13 protein-coding genes are annotated in these 14,367 nt (G+C 62.5%); 10 read left to right on the top strand and 3 right to left on the bottom strand.

The window, feature by feature from the left end; all coding sequences use genetic code 11:
• Nucleotides 1-50: 50 nt before the first annotated feature.
• The gene (locus tag PMI20_RS28800; RefSeq protein WP_007924641.1) at nt 51-938 is read right to left on the bottom strand and encodes a heme/hemin ABC transporter substrate-binding protein; all 888 of its coding nucleotides are present in this window, start codon (nt 936-938) and stop codon (nt 51-53) included.
• A gap of 214 nt (nt 939-1,152) precedes the next feature.
• Between PMI20_RS28800 and PMI20_RS28805 the strand changes: the two genes are divergently transcribed.
• Nucleotides 1,153-1,470, top strand: a complete 318-nt coding sequence (locus PMI20_RS28805; RefSeq protein ID WP_007924642.1) for a Rieske (2Fe-2S) protein — start codon at nt 1,153-1,155, stop codon at nt 1,468-1,470.
• Here the strand turns inward: PMI20_RS28805 and sfsA are convergent.
• Nucleotides 1,467-2,180: a DNA/RNA nuclease SfsA gene (sfsA, locus tag PMI20_RS28810; RefSeq protein ID WP_007924643.1), complete on the bottom strand. Its 714-nt coding sequence runs from the start codon at nt 2,178-2,180 to the stop codon at nt 1,467-1,469. The genes PMI20_RS28805 and sfsA overlap by 4 nt on opposite strands.
• The gene (locus PMI20_RS28815) at nt 2,180-3,352 is read right to left on the bottom strand and encodes a pyridoxal phosphate-dependent aminotransferase (RefSeq protein ID WP_007924644.1); all 1,173 of its coding nucleotides are present in this window, start codon (nt 3,350-3,352) and stop codon (nt 2,180-2,182) included. The genes sfsA and PMI20_RS28815 overlap by 1 nt, the downstream gene beginning before the upstream one ends.
• A gap of 337 nt (nt 3,353-3,689) precedes the next feature.
• Here PMI20_RS28815 and dksA point away from each other — a divergent pair, with 337 nt between their 5' ends.
• The 9 genes from dksA to panC all read left to right on the top strand — a co-directional run bounded on the left by dksA (nt 3,690) and on the right by panC (nt 14,327).
• Nucleotides 3,690-4,130 carry an RNA polymerase-binding protein DksA gene (dksA, locus tag PMI20_RS28820; RefSeq protein ID WP_007924645.1) on the top strand — a complete coding sequence of 147 codons (441 nt, stop codon included), beginning with the start codon at nt 3,690-3,692 and terminating at the stop codon, nt 4,128-4,130.
• Nucleotides 4,131-4,274: 144 nt separating this feature from the next.
• Nucleotides 4,275-5,171: a tRNA glutamyl-Q(34) synthetase GluQRS gene (gene gluQRS / locus PMI20_RS28825; RefSeq protein ID WP_007924647.1), complete on the top strand. Its 897-nt coding sequence runs from the start codon at nt 4,275-4,277 to the stop codon at nt 5,169-5,171.
• A gap of 77 nt (nt 5,172-5,248) precedes the next feature.
• Nucleotides 5,249-5,425 carry a hypothetical protein gene (locus PMI20_RS28830; RefSeq protein WP_003176118.1) on the top strand — a complete coding sequence of 59 codons (177 nt, stop codon included), beginning with the start codon at nt 5,249-5,251 and terminating at the stop codon, nt 5,423-5,425.
• Nucleotides 5,409-8,363 (top strand): sensor histidine kinase, encoded by a 2,955-nt coding sequence (locus tag PMI20_RS28835; RefSeq protein WP_007924650.1) that lies wholly within the window; start codon nt 5,409-5,411, stop codon nt 8,361-8,363. Before PMI20_RS28830 ends, PMI20_RS28835 begins: the two co-directional genes overlap by 17 nt.
• 22 nt (nt 8,364-8,385) lie before the next feature.
• Nucleotides 8,386-9,816 (top strand): sigma-54-dependent transcriptional regulator, encoded by a 1,431-nt coding sequence (locus tag PMI20_RS28840; RefSeq protein WP_007924652.1) that lies wholly within the window; start codon nt 8,386-8,388, stop codon nt 9,814-9,816.
• A 734-nt stretch (nt 9,817-10,550) separates the two neighbouring features.
• Nucleotides 10,551-11,954 carry a polynucleotide adenylyltransferase PcnB gene (locus PMI20_RS28845; protein WP_007924654.1) on the top strand — a complete coding sequence of 468 codons (1,404 nt, stop codon included), beginning with the start codon at nt 10,551-10,553 and terminating at the stop codon, nt 11,952-11,954.
• Nucleotides 11,955-11,958: 4 nt separating this feature from the next.
• On the top strand, nt 11,959-12,438 hold the full coding sequence (gene folK, locus PMI20_RS28850; RefSeq protein WP_007924656.1) for a 2-amino-4-hydroxy-6-hydroxymethyldihydropteridine diphosphokinase: 480 nt from the start codon (nt 11,959-11,961) through the stop codon (nt 12,436-12,438).
• A 237-nt stretch (nt 12,439-12,675) separates the two neighbouring features.
• On the top strand, nt 12,676-13,476 hold the full coding sequence (panB, locus tag PMI20_RS28855) for a 3-methyl-2-oxobutanoate hydroxymethyltransferase (protein WP_007924658.1): 801 nt from the start codon (nt 12,676-12,678) through the stop codon (nt 13,474-13,476).
• Nucleotides 13,473-14,327 (top strand): pantoate--beta-alanine ligase, encoded by an 855-nt coding sequence (gene panC, locus PMI20_RS28860; RefSeq protein WP_007924660.1) that lies wholly within the window; start codon nt 13,473-13,475, stop codon nt 14,325-14,327. The genes panB and panC overlap by 4 nt, the downstream gene beginning before the upstream one ends.
• The last annotated feature ends 40 nt before the right edge of the window (nt 14,328-14,367 follow it).

Genomic DNA, 14,367 nt, shown 5'->3' on the forward strand with positions numbered 1-14,367 from the left:
ACACAGCAGGCTCAGGCCAATGAACAACGCACGGGGTTTAAGCAAAGGGGTCATTGGGCGGTGCTGGCCTGGCTCGACTCGGCTGGATAGAAACCGGCCGACAGCCTTTTCAGGCTCTGTGGCAAGCGCGGCCCCAGGCCTCCCACCAGCAAGGTCGGATCAATCTCGAAGACCCGGCCGGCCTTGGCCGCGCCGCTGGAGGCGAGAATCGGGTTCTCCTTGAACAGCGCGGCGCGGGCCGCCTCACCACTCAGGCTGCGATCGGCAAACACCAGCACCTCGGGGTTGAGTTCGGCCAACGACTCATTGGAAAAGGGCTTGTAGCCCGTATGGGTCGCAAGGTTGCGTCCGCCCGCCTGCTGCAGCAGCCAGTCGGCGGCCGTGTCCTTACCGGCAATCAGAGGTTTGCCACCCGCATGCCCGAGCAACAGCAGCACCCCCGGCGCGGCCTGTTTCTTCTGGGCCTGGCCGACCCAGGCCCGCTGCTGCTCCAACTGCTGCTGGTATTGCTCGAACAGCTGCGTCGCCTTGTCTTCGCTACCCAGCAACTTGCCCAGATGCTGCAGGTTGCCCCGCAGGGTCGGCAGGTCGGCCTGGGCCGAGAACAGCTCGACCTGCACCCCGGCGCTGCGCACCTGCGAGAGTACTGGCGGCGGCCCCATCTCTTCGGTACCCACCAGAATCTGCGGGCGCAGGCTGAGAATGCCTTCCGCCGACAACTGACGCTGATAACCGATACTCGGCAGGCTCTTCAGGGATTCGGGATGCTGGCTGGTGGTGTCCACGCCCACCAGCTTCGATTCGGCGCCCAGCGCGCTCACCCATTCGGACAAGGCGCCGCCGGCGCTCACCCAGCGTTGTGGTAGCTCGGCCGCCGCAGCGGCATGGCTGGCCAGAAGTCCGACACAGAGCGCGATTGCGCGGGCACTCGAACGCATAAAGGTATTTCCTTCAGAGAGTGGGCCCACGGAAGCCGCCGTACATGTGACATGCCCTGCAACCCAGGCATCGAAATGAGCAAGCGCCCCACAGGCGAAGCGGCCATTTGATAATTGTTTGCATTTGACCGTCAAGCACAGACATGTTTCACCAAGCGCCCACAGGAAAACTGTGACAGCCTGAGCCCAGAGCCGTCGGTTACCGAGGATAGACATGAAGTTTCTTTGCCCCCCCGGCGATCTGCCGGAGGCTTCCAGCCGAGGTTTCAACCTTGAAGGCCGGCCGCTTTTCGCGGTGCGCCGCGATCAACAGGTATACGTCTACACCAATCGCTGCCCCCATCGCGGGGTCGCTCTGGAGTGGCAACCCGATCAGTTCCTCGATCAAAGCGCCAGCTTGATTCAGTGCGCCACCCACGGTGCACTGTTTCTGATCGAAAACGGTGAATGCGTCGCCGGCCCCTGTGCCGGGCAATCCCTGAAGGCCATCCCCTGCCGGGAAGACAGCCAGGGCATCTGGGTTCAGCTTTAGCCGTTGAGCAATACGTCCAGACGACGGTCGATGCACACTTCTTCGGCGGTCAAGCGTACCCCGTAGGCCAGTACCTCGACCCCGGACGCCACTGCCTCGCGCAGCGCCGCGGCATAACCGGGGTCGATCTCTTCGGCCGGTCGCACCGCTTCGACACCCGACAGGTTGACGCAATACAACTGCACCGCGCGAATACCGTCCCGCGCCAGACAGGCCAATTCCCGCAAATGCTTGGCACCACGCTGGGTCACCGCATCCGGAAAGGCCGCGACCGCGGAGCCGTCAAAGCCCAGGGTGACGCTTTTGACCTCGACGAAAGCCGGGCCGTCCAGATAGTCCAGGCGGAAGTCGATACGACTGTTTTCCTGGCCATAGGGCACTTCCCTCTTGAGGGCGGTAAAACCGTTCAACTCAGCGATCACCCCGGCGTGCAAGGCTTCTTCCACCAGCGTGTTAGCCCGCGCCGTATTGACGCAAGCCAGCCGCCCCTGGGGCGTTTCGCTGATTTCCCAGGTCCCCGGCAATTTGCGCTTGGGGTCATTGGAACGGCTGAACCAGACCTGCCCGCCCTCGACCATGCAATTGAACATGGAACCGGTGTTGGGACAGTGAATGGTCAGCAACTCGCCGCCAATGGTCTCGATATCGGCGAGAAAACGCTTGTAACGACGGACCAGGCGACCTTCTTCGAGGGGGGGATGAAAACGCATCAGCCTTGCCAGCTCCGCAGGCCACGGGCAATCCGCTCCACCGCTTCCTGCAGGCGCGGCAGGCTCTGGGTGTAGGCGAACCGGACATGGTGCCCGGCCTGATGGCGACCGAAATCCAGCCCCGGGGTAAAGGCAATGTGTTCGGTCTCGAGGAAATGCCGGCAGAAGGCAAAGGCATCGCCGCCGAATGCGCTGATATCGGCATACAGGTAGAACGCCCCTTCCGGCTCTACCGCAATGCCAAAACCCAACTCGCGCAGGGCTGGCAGGAGGAAGTCGCGGCGCCGCTGAAACTCGTTGCGACGCTCTTCGAGAATACTGATGGTGTCTGGCTCGAAGCAGGCCAGCGCAGCGTACTGGGCCATGCTCGGGGCACTGATGTAGAGGTTCTGCGCCAGCTTCTCCAACTCGCCGACCGCCGCCTGCGGCGCCACCAGCCAGCCCAGGCGCCAGCCGGTCATGCCGAAATATTTGGAAAAGCTATTAAGGACAAAGGCGCCGTCATCGACTTCCAGCACGCTGGCGGCATCGCAGCCGTAGGTCAGGCCGTGGTAGATCTCGTCCACCACCAGATGACCGTTACGCGCCTTCACCGCGGCCGACAGCCCCGCCAGTTCGTCGCGGAAAAGCAAGGTCCCGGTGGGGTTGGCCGGCGATGCCACCAGGGCGCCGACGCTGTCCTGATCCCAATAGCGCTCCACCAGATCCGGTGTCAGCTGATAACGCACGTCCGGGCCGACCGGCACCAGTTGCGCCGCGCCTTCCACCAGGCGCAGGAAGTGCCGGTTGCAGGGGTAGCCTGGGTCCGCCAGCAGCCAGTGCTTGCCGGGGTCGACCAGCAAGCTGCTGGTCAGCAGCAGCGCACCGGAACCACCGGGAGTGATCATGATGCGCTCGGGGTCGATGTCCAGCCCGTAACGCTGCCGATAGAATCCGGAGATGGCCGTGCGCAGCTCGGGAATCCCGCGGGCGGCGGTGTAGCGGGTCCTGCCCGCTTCCAGTGCGGCCTGCCCGGCCTTGATGATCGGCTCAGCCGTGGTGAAGTCCGGTTCACCGATTTCCAGGTGAATCACATCGTGCCCGGCCGCTTGCAGCTCATTGGCACGGGCCAGCAGGGCCATCACGTGGAAAGGTTCGATAGCGCGGCTGCGCGCACTGTAGGGCTGAGCCATTAGCCTTCCTTCATTGAAGTGAGCAAAAAACCGATTCTACCCAACCCCGGGGACAAGGGAGAGCCCAAAGCCTTTGAGCCCCCGCCATCCACCCCATTAAAGAACACCGACACCAGGCCCAGGCTTGGCTAAAATCATTAATTGACCAGGCCCCCGAACAGACCAGGCCAGGCGGCATCGACCTTTGCAAGCGCCGCGGGACGCGGGCTCGACAACCGGGAGTAGCGCCGTCCGATTTGATCTGGTAAGTTCGCCCGCTTGCAGTCGCAGGGCCGGCATGTGTCGGTGATGGAGCAATCCTGCGCAATGGATTACATGAGTAGAGGCGGTCCATTTCATGCCCACCCAAGCAAAGCAACAGAATCAATCGATCAGCGGCTTCGAGCCTTATGTTGAAACCGCAGGCGAAGAGTACATGGGCAAGCCCATGCGCGAGCACTTCACCAAGATCCTGAACAAGTGGAAACAGGACTTGATGCAGGAAGTCGATCGCACTGTTGATCACATGAAAGACGAAGCAGCCAACTTCCCCGATCCGGCCGACCGTGCCAGCCAGGAAGAAGAATTCAGCCTGGAACTGCGCGCCCGCGACCGTGAGCGCAAGCTGATCAAGAAGATCGACAAGACGCTGCAACTGATCGAAGACGAAGAATACGGCTGGTGCGAATCCTGCGGCGTCGAGATCGGTATTCGCCGCCTGGAAGCCCGCCCTACCGCCGACATGTGTGTCGACTGCAAGACCCTGGCGGAAATCAAGGAAAAACAAGTCGGCAAATAATCGCTGGCTTGAATGAAAAACGGAGCGTGCGAACGCTCCGTTTTTGTTTCTGCCGCCTCCCCCCTGTAGGAACGAGCTTACTCGCGATGGCGATCCGCCAGACGCCATCGTCACCTTGGGACCGAACGAAGTAACATCCTCTCCATGACTGCCTCTCACGCCTCTTCCTACATCGGGCGCTTTGCCCCAACCCCCAGCGGGCACCTGCATTTCGGCTCGCTGGTCGCCGCCCTGGCCTCCTACCTCGATGCCCGCGCCGTCGGCGGCCGCTGGTTGTTACGCATGGAAGACCTCGATCCCCCCCGGGAAGAGCCCGGTGCCCAGGCAGCCATTCTCAAGGCCCTGGAAAGCTACGGCTTCGAGTGGGACGGCGAAATGGTCCGCCAGAGCGAGCGGCACGCGGCCTACGCCGAAGTCCTCAACCGTCTGTTCAACCAGGGCCTGGCTTACGCCTGCACCTGCTCGCGCAAGCAGCTGGAACCCTACCATGGCATTTATCCGGGCCTGTGCCGCAATGCCGGACATGGCCAGGAAGATGCCTCCATCCGCTTGCGCGTACCGGAGCTGGAATATCGTTTCACCGATCGGGTCCAGGGCGAATTCCGCCAGCACCTGGGACGGGATGTGGGCGACTTCGTGATCCGCCGCCGCGACGGCCTCTACGCCTATCAACTGGCAGTGGTGCTCGACGACGCCTGGCAAGGGGTGACCGATATCGTCCGCGGCGCCGACCTGCTGGACTCCACCCCGCGCCAGCTGTACCTGCAGGAGCTGCTCGGCCTGCCACAGCCGCGCTACCTGCATGTGCCGCTGATCACCCAGCCGGATGGGCATAAACTGGGCAAGTCCTACCGCTCCCCGCCGCTGGCCGCGGACCAGGCCACCCCGCTGCTGTTGCGTGCCCTGCGCGCTCTGGGGCAGAAAACCGACAGCGCAATGGTCCATGCCAACCCTCGGGAAGTGCTGAGTTGGGGCATCGAACACTGGGATGCTTTACTGATCCCACGCACACTGAGCGTGCCCGAAGCGCAAATCCGCTGACGCCCCTTGCAGGTTGGCGCCCATCCGTTACCATCGCCGCACGTTTTCGGGCACGCACACAATAAAGAGAGGCCGAGATGTACATCTATCGCTTGGTCCTACTGCTGGTAGTGGGGATCTATCTGTTCTCCCCCGCCATCATGGATTGGTGGATCGATGCTACGGGCGCCTGGTATCGCCCGTATCTGCTCTGGCTGATCCTGATCGTCGTGACCTTCATCCTGCAGAGCCAAAAAGATGCCGATGAGCTTTAGCCTGACCCAGATGATCCTGATCAGCGCCGCGTACCTGCTGGTGCTGTTCGGGGTGGCCTGGATCAGCGAACGCGGCATGATCCCGCGCTCGATCATCCGCCACCCGCTGACCTACACCCTGTCCCTCGGGGTCTACGCCAGCGCCTGGGCCTTTTATGGCACGGTCGGCCTGGCCTATCAGTACGGCTACGGTTTTCTTTCCAGTTATCTCGGGGTTTCCGGTGCCTTCCTGCTGGCACCGGTGCTGCTTTACCCGATCCTGAAAATCACCCGCACCTACCAACTGTCGTCGCTGGCCGACCTGTTCGCCTTCCGTTTTCGCAGCACCTGGGCCGGCGCGCTGACTACGGTGATCATGCTGGTCGGGGTATTGCCGCTGCTGGCCTTGCAGATCCAGGCAGTCGCGGACTCCATCGGTATCCTCACCCGCGAGCCGGTGCAGCACCGGGTGGCCCTGAGTTTCTGCGCGCTGATCACCCTGTTCACCATCTTCTTCGGCTCCCGGCACATCGCCACCCGGGAAAAGCACGAAGGCCTGGTGTTCGCCATCGCCTTCGAGTCGGTGATCAAGCTGATCGCCATTGGTGGCGTCGGCCTCTATGCCCTGTACGGTGTGTTCGATGGGCCGCAACAGCTGGAACTCTGGCTGCTGCAGAACCAGACCGCCCTCGCCGCCCTGCACACGCCATTGCAGGAAGGGCCCTGGCGCACCCTGCTGCTGGTGTTCTTCGCCTCGGCGATCGTGATGCCGCACATGTACCACATGACTTTCACCGAGAACCTCAACCCGCGCTCGCTGGTCAGCGCCAGCTGGGGCCTGCCGCTGTTCCTGTTGCTGATGAGCCTGGCGGTGCCGCTGATCCTCTGGGCCGGCTTGAAACTGGGCGCCACCACCAATCCCGAATACTTCACCCTCGGCATCGGCATCGCCGCCAACAAACCGGCATTGGCCTTGATGGCCTATATCGGTGGGCTTTCCGCCGCCAGCGGCCTGATCATTGTCACCACCCTGGCGCTGTCGGGGATGGCCCTCAACCATCTGGTGCTGCCGCTGTATCAGCCACCGGCCGAAGGCAACATCTACCGCTGGCTGAAATGGACCCGCCGCGCACTGATCGTGGCCATCATCATGGCCGGCTATGCCTTCTACCTGCTGCTGGGAGCCGAACAGGACCTGGCCAACCTCGGCATCGTGGCCTTTGTCGCGACCCTGCAGTTCCTCCCCGGCGTACTCTCGGTGCTGTACTGGCCGACTGCCAACCGGCGCGGCTTCATCGCCGGGCTGATGGCCGGGACGCTGGTGTGGCTGGTGACCATGTTGCTGCCGCTGATCGGCAACTTGCAGGGCTTTTATATACCGCTGCTGAACATGATCTACGTGCTGGACGACACCAGTTGGCACATGGCGGCTATCGCCTCGCTGGCCGCCAACGTCCTGATGTTCACCCTGATTTCGCTGTTCACCAACGCCAGCTCCGAAGAAGCCAGCGCCGCCGAAGCCTGCGCGGTGGACAACGTGCGCCGGCCGCAACGTCGCGAACTGCATGCTGCCTCACCCCAGGAGTTCGCCACCCAGCTGGCCAAGCCCCTGGGCGCCAAGGCCGCGCAGAAGGAAGTCGAGCAGGCGCTGCGCGACCTCTACCTGCCCTTCGACGAACGCCGCCCCTATGCCCTGCGCCGCTTGCGCGACCGTATCGAGGCCAACCTGTCCGGCCTGATGGGCCCCAGCGTGGCCCAGGACATGGTGGAAACCTTCCTGCCCTACAAGGCCGGCGGCGAAAACTATGTGACCGAAGACATTCACTTCATCGAAAGCCGGCTCGAGGACTACCACTCGCGCCTGACCGGCCTGGCCGCCGAGCTCGACGCCTTGCGCCGCTACCACCGCCAGACCTTGCAGGAGCTGCCGATGGGCGTCTGCTCCCTGGCCAAGGACCAGGAAATCCTCATGTGGAACAAGGCCATGGAAGAGCTCACCAGCATTCCGGCGCAGCATGTGGTCGGTTCGCGCCTGAGCACCATCGCCGATCCCTGGAGAGAGCTGCTGCAAGGCTTCATCAACATCCCCGATGAACATCTGCATAAACAGCACCTGGCCCTCGACGGCCAGACCCGCTGGCTGAACCTGCACAAGGCCGCCATCGACGAACCCCTGGCCCCGGGCAACAGCGGCCTGGTGCTGCTGGTGGAAGACCTGACCGAAACCCAGATGCTCGAAGACAAGCTGGTGCATTCCGAACGACTTGCCAGCATCGGCCGCCTGGCCGCCGGCGTGGCCCACGAAATCGGCAACCCGATCACCGGTATCGCCTGTCTGGCGCAGAACCTGCGCGAAGAGCGCGAAGAAGACGGCGAACTCACCGAAATCAGCGGCCAGATCCTCGAGCAGACCAAGCGCGTATCGCGCATCGTCCAGTCGCTGATGAGCTTCGCCCACGCCGGCAGCCACCAGCACAACGACGAAGCCGTGTGCCTGGCCGAGGTGGCGCAGGACGCCATTGGTCTGCTGGCGCTGAACCGGCGCAACTTCGAAGTGCAATTCTTCAACCTGTGCGATCCGGACCACTGGGTCGACGGCGACCCGCAGCGGCTCGCCCAGGTACTGATCAACCTGCTATCCAATGCCCGCGACGCCTCACCGGCGGGCAGCGCGGTACGGGTCAAGAGCGAGGCCAGCGAACACACGATCGACCTGATCGTCGAAGACGAAGGCAGCGGCATCCCCTCGAGCATCATGGATCGACTGTTCGAACCCTTCTTCACCACCAAGGATCCTGGCGAGGGCACCGGACTGGGCCTTGCACTGGTCTATTCCATCGTTGAAGAGCATTATGGACAAATCACCATCGACAGCCCGGCTGACACCGAAAGCCAACGCGGCACCCGTATCCGGGTGACTTTACCGCGTCATGTCGAAGCGACGTCCGCTGTGAACTGAGACCGTCGAGAGAATCGAATCAATGCCGCACATTTTGATCGTCGAAGACGAAACAATTATCCGCTCCGCCTTGCGCCGCCTGCTGGAACGCAACCAGTACCAGGTCAGCGAAGCCGGTTCCGTGCAGGAAGCACAAGAGCGTTTCAGCATTCCCACGTTCGACCTGATCGTCAGCGACCTGCGCCTGCCAGGCGCCCCCGGCACCGAACTGATCAAGCTCGGCCAGGGCACCCCGGTGCTGATCATGACCAGCTACGCCAGCCTGCGCTCGGCGGTCGACTCGATGAAGATGGGCGCGGTGGACTACATCGCCAAGCCTTTCGACCACGACGAAATGCTCCAGGCCGTGGCGCGCATCCTGCGCGACCGCCAGACCGCGCAAAGCAGCCCCAACGAGCGGCCGGCCGCCAAGCCGGGCAACGGTGCGGACAAAGCCAGCGCCAGCAACGGCGAAATCGGCATCATCGGTTCCTGCCCACCGATGCAGGATCTGTACAGCAAGATCCGCAAGGTCGCCCCGACAGACTCCAATGTACTGATCCAGGGTGAGTCCGGGACCGGCAAGGAACTGGTAGCCCGCGCCCTGCACAACCTGTCCAAGCGTGCCAAGGCGCCAATGATCTCGGTGAACTGCGCAGCCATTCCGGAAACCCTGATCGAGTCCGAGCTGTTCGGACATGAAAAAGGCGCCTTCACCGGTGCCAGCGCCGGGCGCGCCGGCTTGGTGGAAGCGGCGGACGGCGGCACCCTGTTCCTCGACGAAATCGGCGAACTGCCACTCGAAGCCCAGGCCCGCCTGTTGCGTGTGCTGCAGGAAGGCGAGATTCGCCGGGTCGGTTCGGTGCAATCGCAGAAGGTCGATGTGCGCCTGATCGCCGCGACCCACCGCGACCTCAAGAGCCTGGCCAAGATCGGCCAGTTCCGTGAAGACCTGTATTACCGCCTGCACGTGATTGCCCTGAAACTGCCAGCCCTGCGCGAGCGCGGCGCCGACGTCAACGAAATCGCCAATGCCTTCCTCGCCCGTCAAAGCGCGCGCGTGGGCCGCACTGACCTGAAGTTCGCTCCGGACGCCGAGCAAGCCATTCGTCACTACTCGTGGCCAGGTAACGTTCGCGAACTGGAAAACGCCGTCGAGCGCTCGGTCATCCTGTGCGAAAGCCCGGAAATCTCCGCCGAGCTGCTGGGTATCGATATCGAACTGAGCGATCTGGAAGACGACGAATTCATCGGCCTGGCGCCCCAGGCCGCCAACGCCAACAACAGCAGCCACGAGCCGACCGAAGACCTGTCGCTGGAAGACTACTTCCAGCATTTCGTCCTCGAGCACCAGGACCATATGACCGAAACCGAACTGGCGCGCAAACTGGGCGTCAGCCGCAAATGCCTGTGGGAACGCCGCCAGCGCCTGGGCATCCCACGGCGCAAGACCGGGGTCGCCAGCGAAAGCTGAAGTCCGGCGGTAACGGGTTGCGGGTAACACGCGACCTTGTGAAAAAACTGTTACCTCAGTCATTTCACGTAACAAAAGCCGGGGCTTAAGGTAACGAAGCCCCGGCTTTTTTTCGCCCGCGAAAACCTCAACACCACGCCTAACCCCTTGTTTTACTGGGCTTCGCAAAAGTTGGCACGGCACCTGCTATATGTTTGGTACAAGAACAATAACAAGCAATGCATAAGACAATAAAAATAAGACGAATCGACTCACGCACAATAAAAACAACACGGCGGAGGCGCAGCTAACTGATTCTTTTGGAGAGGCGTTGTCATTGGGGCTTGCCCCACAACCAGGCCGAGAACAACAAAAACTGCCCTAAGGCAGAGCCTGAACTGGTTGGATCATCGATCATTGCAACACAGCGACCAAAGCAATCCGTTTGCTCTTGGCTCCCGATTGGGAGGGTCATCCTGGGTTAACCAGGTGACAAGGGCGTTAAACAAAAACAAAAAGCCCGAAACCAATAATAAAAATAGAGCACGCAAACACTTCTGGGGGAGCTTCGGCTCCCCTTGTGGTTTCCGCGATTGCGACTTTACTGACGCAAAGCCCCGCCAACCCGCGTTCCAAAGCCCCGCGCACGACTCGCCGCAGCTTCCTACACCATCCCCCGACTAAATGCTAGAATCCCCGCCCATCATGCGGTCATTCTTCGTTATGGCCGAACATTCCTTCAAACAGTGCATCCCATGCTGAAGAAGTTGTTCCAGTCATTCCGTTCTCCCTTGCGTCGTACGCAACACAAACGCAGCACGCCTGAAGTGCTCAACAGCAGCCAACACTCGCTGCAACGCGCCCAGTTCAGCCGTTATGCGGTGAACATCGTCGAACGCCTGCAGAACGCCGGCTACCAGGCCTACCTGGTCGGCGGTTGCGTGCGCGACATGTTGCTCAATATCACCCCCAAGGATTTCGACGTCGCCACCAGCGCCACGCCGGAACAGGTGCGGGCCGAATTCCGCAATGCACGGATCATCGGCCGTCGGTTCAAGCTGGTGCATATCCACTTCGGTCGCGAAATCATCGAGGTCGCGACCTTCCGCGCCAATCACCCGCAAAACGATGAAGAGGAAGACAGCAACCAATCCGCGCGCAACGAAAGCGGGCGCATCCTGCGCGACAACGTGTACGGCACCCTCGAAGAGGACGCCCAGCGCCGCGACTTCACCATCAACGCCCTGTATTACGATCCGGTCAGCGAACGCATCCTCGATTACGCCAACGGCGTGCACGACATTCGCAATCACCTGGTCCGCCTGATCGGCGATCCACGCCAGCGCTACCAGGAAGACCCGGTACGCATGCTGCGGGCCGTGCGCTTCGCCGCCAAGCTGGATTTCGGCATCGAGAAACACACTGCCACACCGATCCGCGACCTGGCCCCCATGCTGCGGGAAATCCCCTCGGCGCGTCTGTTCGAGGAAGTGCTCAAGCTGTTCCTGTCCGGCCATGCCGCCGACACCTTCGAGATGCTGGTCGACCTGCAACTGTTCGATCCGCTGTTCCCGGCCAGCGCCGAGGCACTGGAGTACAACCCGACCTACACCCATACGCTGATCAGCGAAGCCCTGGTCAATACCGACCTGCGCATCAAGCAGAACAAGCCGGTAACCCCAGCCTTCCTGTTCGCCGCGCTGCTGTGGCCTGCCTTGCCGGCTCGCGTGCTGCGCCTTCAGGAACGCGGCATGCCGCCGATTCCGGCGATGCAGGAAGCCGCTCACGAATTGATCAGCGAACAGTGCCAGCGCATCGCCATTCCAAAACGCTTCACCATGCCGATCCGCGAAATCTGGGACATGCAGGAACGTCTGCCACGCCGCAGCGGCAAGCGCGCCGATCAACTGCTGGACAACCCGCGGTTCCGCGCCGGCTATGACTTCCTGCTGCTGCGCGAAAGCGCCGGCGAACAGACCGATGGCCTGGGCGAATGGTGGACCGACTATCAGGACGCCAACGAAGCCGGTCGCCGCGACATGATTCGCGATCTGAGCGGCAAGGACGAAGCCGGCACAGGTCCGCGCAAGCGTCGCCGCAGCAGTGGCGCCAAACGCAAACGCGCCACCGCCGGCGCACCGAGCGCTTCCGGCGAATAACCCGATGGAACGCATCTACATCGGCATGGGCAGCAACCTGGCTGCCCCGGCAGAGCAATTGCGCAGCGCGATCGACGCCCTGGCGCAGTTGCCGCACAGCCAACTGGCGGGGGTCTCGGCCTTCTATCAAAGCGATTCCCTGCTGCCCGGCCAACCGCGTTACACCAACGCCGTGGCCGCCCTGGACAGCAGCCTCGCGCCCCTCGAACTGCTGGACGCGCTGCAAGCCATCGAAAACGGCCAGGGCCGCGAGCGTCTCGAACGCTGGGGGCCACGTACCCTGGACCTGGACATCCTGCTGTTCGGCGATCGCCTGATCGATGAGCCGCGGCTCAAGGTCCCGCATTACCATATGCAGGCCCGGGCCTTCGTCCTCTATCCCCTGGCCGAACTGGCCCCCGTCGACCTGCAACTAGCCGATGGCCGCCACCTGCGCGATCTGCTCGCCGCCTGCCCATTTGTCGGCCTGGAACGTCTGACCTGACTGCTGAAACGCATCAGTTACGGCGGTAACACTCACGCCGTAACAAGGCGGTAACACATGCAATTGACTTCCCGAGTTCTCCTCACGACTATAGGCGTCCCGTTGCCGCCAACACGGCGTTACAGGGCGCAATCCAGGCCTTATAAGCACGACAACAGACCGTGCGCCTGCATAGATAAAGAATCACGCGCGTTACTCGCAGCAGTTTCCAGAGCGCCTGAATGAGGACCCCTTTTCATGCCAGACATCACCCTGACCACCCTGCAAGGCCTCAAGCAGAAAGGTGAAAAAATCACCATGTTGACCTGCTATGACGCGACCTTCGCCCACACCTGTTGCCAGGCTGGCGTTGAAGTACTGCTGGTGGGCGACTCCCTCGGCATGGTCTTGCAAGGGCACGACAGCACACTGCCAGTCACTACCGCCGAGATGGCCTACCACGTCGCCGCGGTCAAACGCGGTAACAGTGGCGCCCTGATCCTCGCCGACCTGCCGTTCATGGCCTACGCCACCACCGAACAGGCCCTGAACAACAGCGCCCAGTTGATGCAGGCCGGTGCGCACATGATCAAGGTCGAAGGCGCACTCTGGCTGGCGGAGTCCATCCGCCTGCTGGCCGAACGCGGTATCCCGGTCTGCGCCCACATGGGCCTGACCCCGCAGTCGGTGAACATCCTCGGCGGCTACAAGGTCCAGGGCCGTAACGAAAACCAGGCCCGGCAGATGCGTGCCGACGCCATCGCCCTGGAAGCGGCCGGCGCAGCGATGCTGCTGCTCGAATGCGTGCCGAGCGAACTGGCGGCGGAAATCACCCAGGCGGTGAAGATTCCGGTGATCGGCATCGGTGCCGGCAGCGGCACCGACGGTCAGGTGCTGGTTCTGCACGACATGCTGGGCCTGTCCCTGAGCGGTCGCGCGCCGAAGTTCGTGAAGAACTTCATGGCCGGCCAGGAAAGCATCCAGGCCGCCCTGAGCGCCTACGTCAATGAAGTCAAGGCCGTGACCTTCCCAGGCGCCGAACACGGGTTTTCTGCATGAATACTGTCAAAACCGTACGTGAACTGCGTGCCGCCGTGGCCCGTGCCCGCAGCGAGGGCAAGCGCATCGGCTTCGTACCGACCATGGGCAACCTGCACAGCGGTCATGCGGCCCTGGTGACCAAGGCGGCCCAGCGGGTGGATTTCGTGGTGGCGAGCATTTTCGTCAACCCGCTGCAGTTCGGTGCCGGCGAAGACCTCGACAAGTACCCGCGGACCCTCGCCGCCGACCAGGAAAAGCTCCTGCAAGCCGGTTGCCATCTGCTGTTCGCCCCGACCGTCGAAGAGATGTACCCCGACGGCATGGACGGCCAGACCCGGGTCAGCGTGCCACAGCTCTCCGAAGGCCTGTGCGGCGCCAGCCGTCCCGGGCATTTCGAAGGAGTGGCCACGGTGGTCAGCAAGCTGTTCAACATGGTGCAGCCGGACCTCGCAGTCTTTGGCCAGAAGGACTTCCAGCAACTGGCGGTGATCCGCGCCCTGGTGCATGACCTGAACATGCCGATACAGATCATCGGCGAGCCCACCGTACGTGCCGCCGACGGCCTCGCGCTGTCGTCGCGCAACGGCTACCTGAGCGAAGAACAACGTGCCATCGCCCCCGTGATCTATCGTGGCCTGACTCAAATCGCCGAGGCCATCAACCAGGGCGAGCGGGACTATCCAAAGCTGCTGGACGAGCAAAAACGAGTGCTCGAAGCCGCAGGTTTGCGCCCCGATTACCTGGAAATCCGCCACGCCCGGACCCTGCGCCCGGCCACCGAGCAAGACCGCGACCTGGTGATCCTGGCGGCGGCCTATCTGGGCGCTACCCGCCTGATCGACAACCTGCATCTGGACCTCGACGCCTAGGTCCCAAAGGCCGATTGCCCGAAGCCCGACCTTCGGGCAA

The sequence above is a fragment of the Pseudomonas sp. GM17 genome (assembly GCF_000282175.2).
Lineage (GTDB): Bacteria > Pseudomonadota > Gammaproteobacteria > Pseudomonadales > Pseudomonadaceae > Aquipseudomonas > Aquipseudomonas chlororaphis.

Excerpts from the sequence above, each read along its gene's own strand:
- PMI20_RS28815 (WP_007924644.1), bottom strand. The coding sequence starts at position 3,352 with ATGGCTCAGCCCTACAGTGCGCGCAGCCGCGCTATCGAACCTTTCCAC.
- folK (WP_007924656.1), top strand. The coding sequence starts at position 11,959 with ATGGAACGCATCTACATCGGCATGGGCAGCAACCTGGCTGCCCCGGCA.
- gluQRS (WP_007924647.1), top strand. The coding sequence starts at position 4,275 with ATGACTGCCTCTCACGCCTCTTCCTACATCGGGCGCTTTGCCCCAACC.
- PMI20_RS28845 (WP_007924654.1), top strand. The coding sequence starts at position 10,551 with ATGCTGAAGAAGTTGTTCCAGTCATTCCGTTCTCCCTTGCGTCGTACG.
- PMI20_RS28840 (WP_007924652.1), top strand. The coding sequence starts at position 8,386 with ATGCCGCACATTTTGATCGTCGAAGACGAAACAATTATCCGCTCCGCC.
- PMI20_RS28830 (WP_003176118.1), top strand. The coding sequence starts at position 5,249 with ATGTACATCTATCGCTTGGTCCTACTGCTGGTAGTGGGGATCTATCTG.
- PMI20_RS28835 (WP_007924650.1), top strand. The coding sequence starts at position 5,409 with ATGCCGATGAGCTTTAGCCTGACCCAGATGATCCTGATCAGCGCCGCG.
- sfsA (WP_007924643.1), bottom strand. The coding sequence starts at position 2,180 with ATGCGTTTTCATCCCCCCCTCGAAGAAGGTCGCCTGGTCCGTCGTTAC.
- panC (WP_007924660.1), top strand. The coding sequence starts at position 13,473 with ATGAATACTGTCAAAACCGTACGTGAACTGCGTGCCGCCGTGGCCCGT.
- dksA (WP_007924645.1), top strand. The coding sequence starts at position 3,690 with ATGCCCACCCAAGCAAAGCAACAGAATCAATCGATCAGCGGCTTCGAG.
- PMI20_RS28800 (WP_007924641.1), bottom strand. The coding sequence starts at position 938 with ATGCGTTCGAGTGCCCGCGCAATCGCGCTCTGTGTCGGACTTCTGGCC.
- PMI20_RS28805 (WP_007924642.1), top strand. The coding sequence starts at position 1,153 with ATGAAGTTTCTTTGCCCCCCCGGCGATCTGCCGGAGGCTTCCAGCCGA.
- panB (WP_007924658.1), top strand. The coding sequence starts at position 12,676 with ATGCCAGACATCACCCTGACCACCCTGCAAGGCCTCAAGCAGAAAGGT.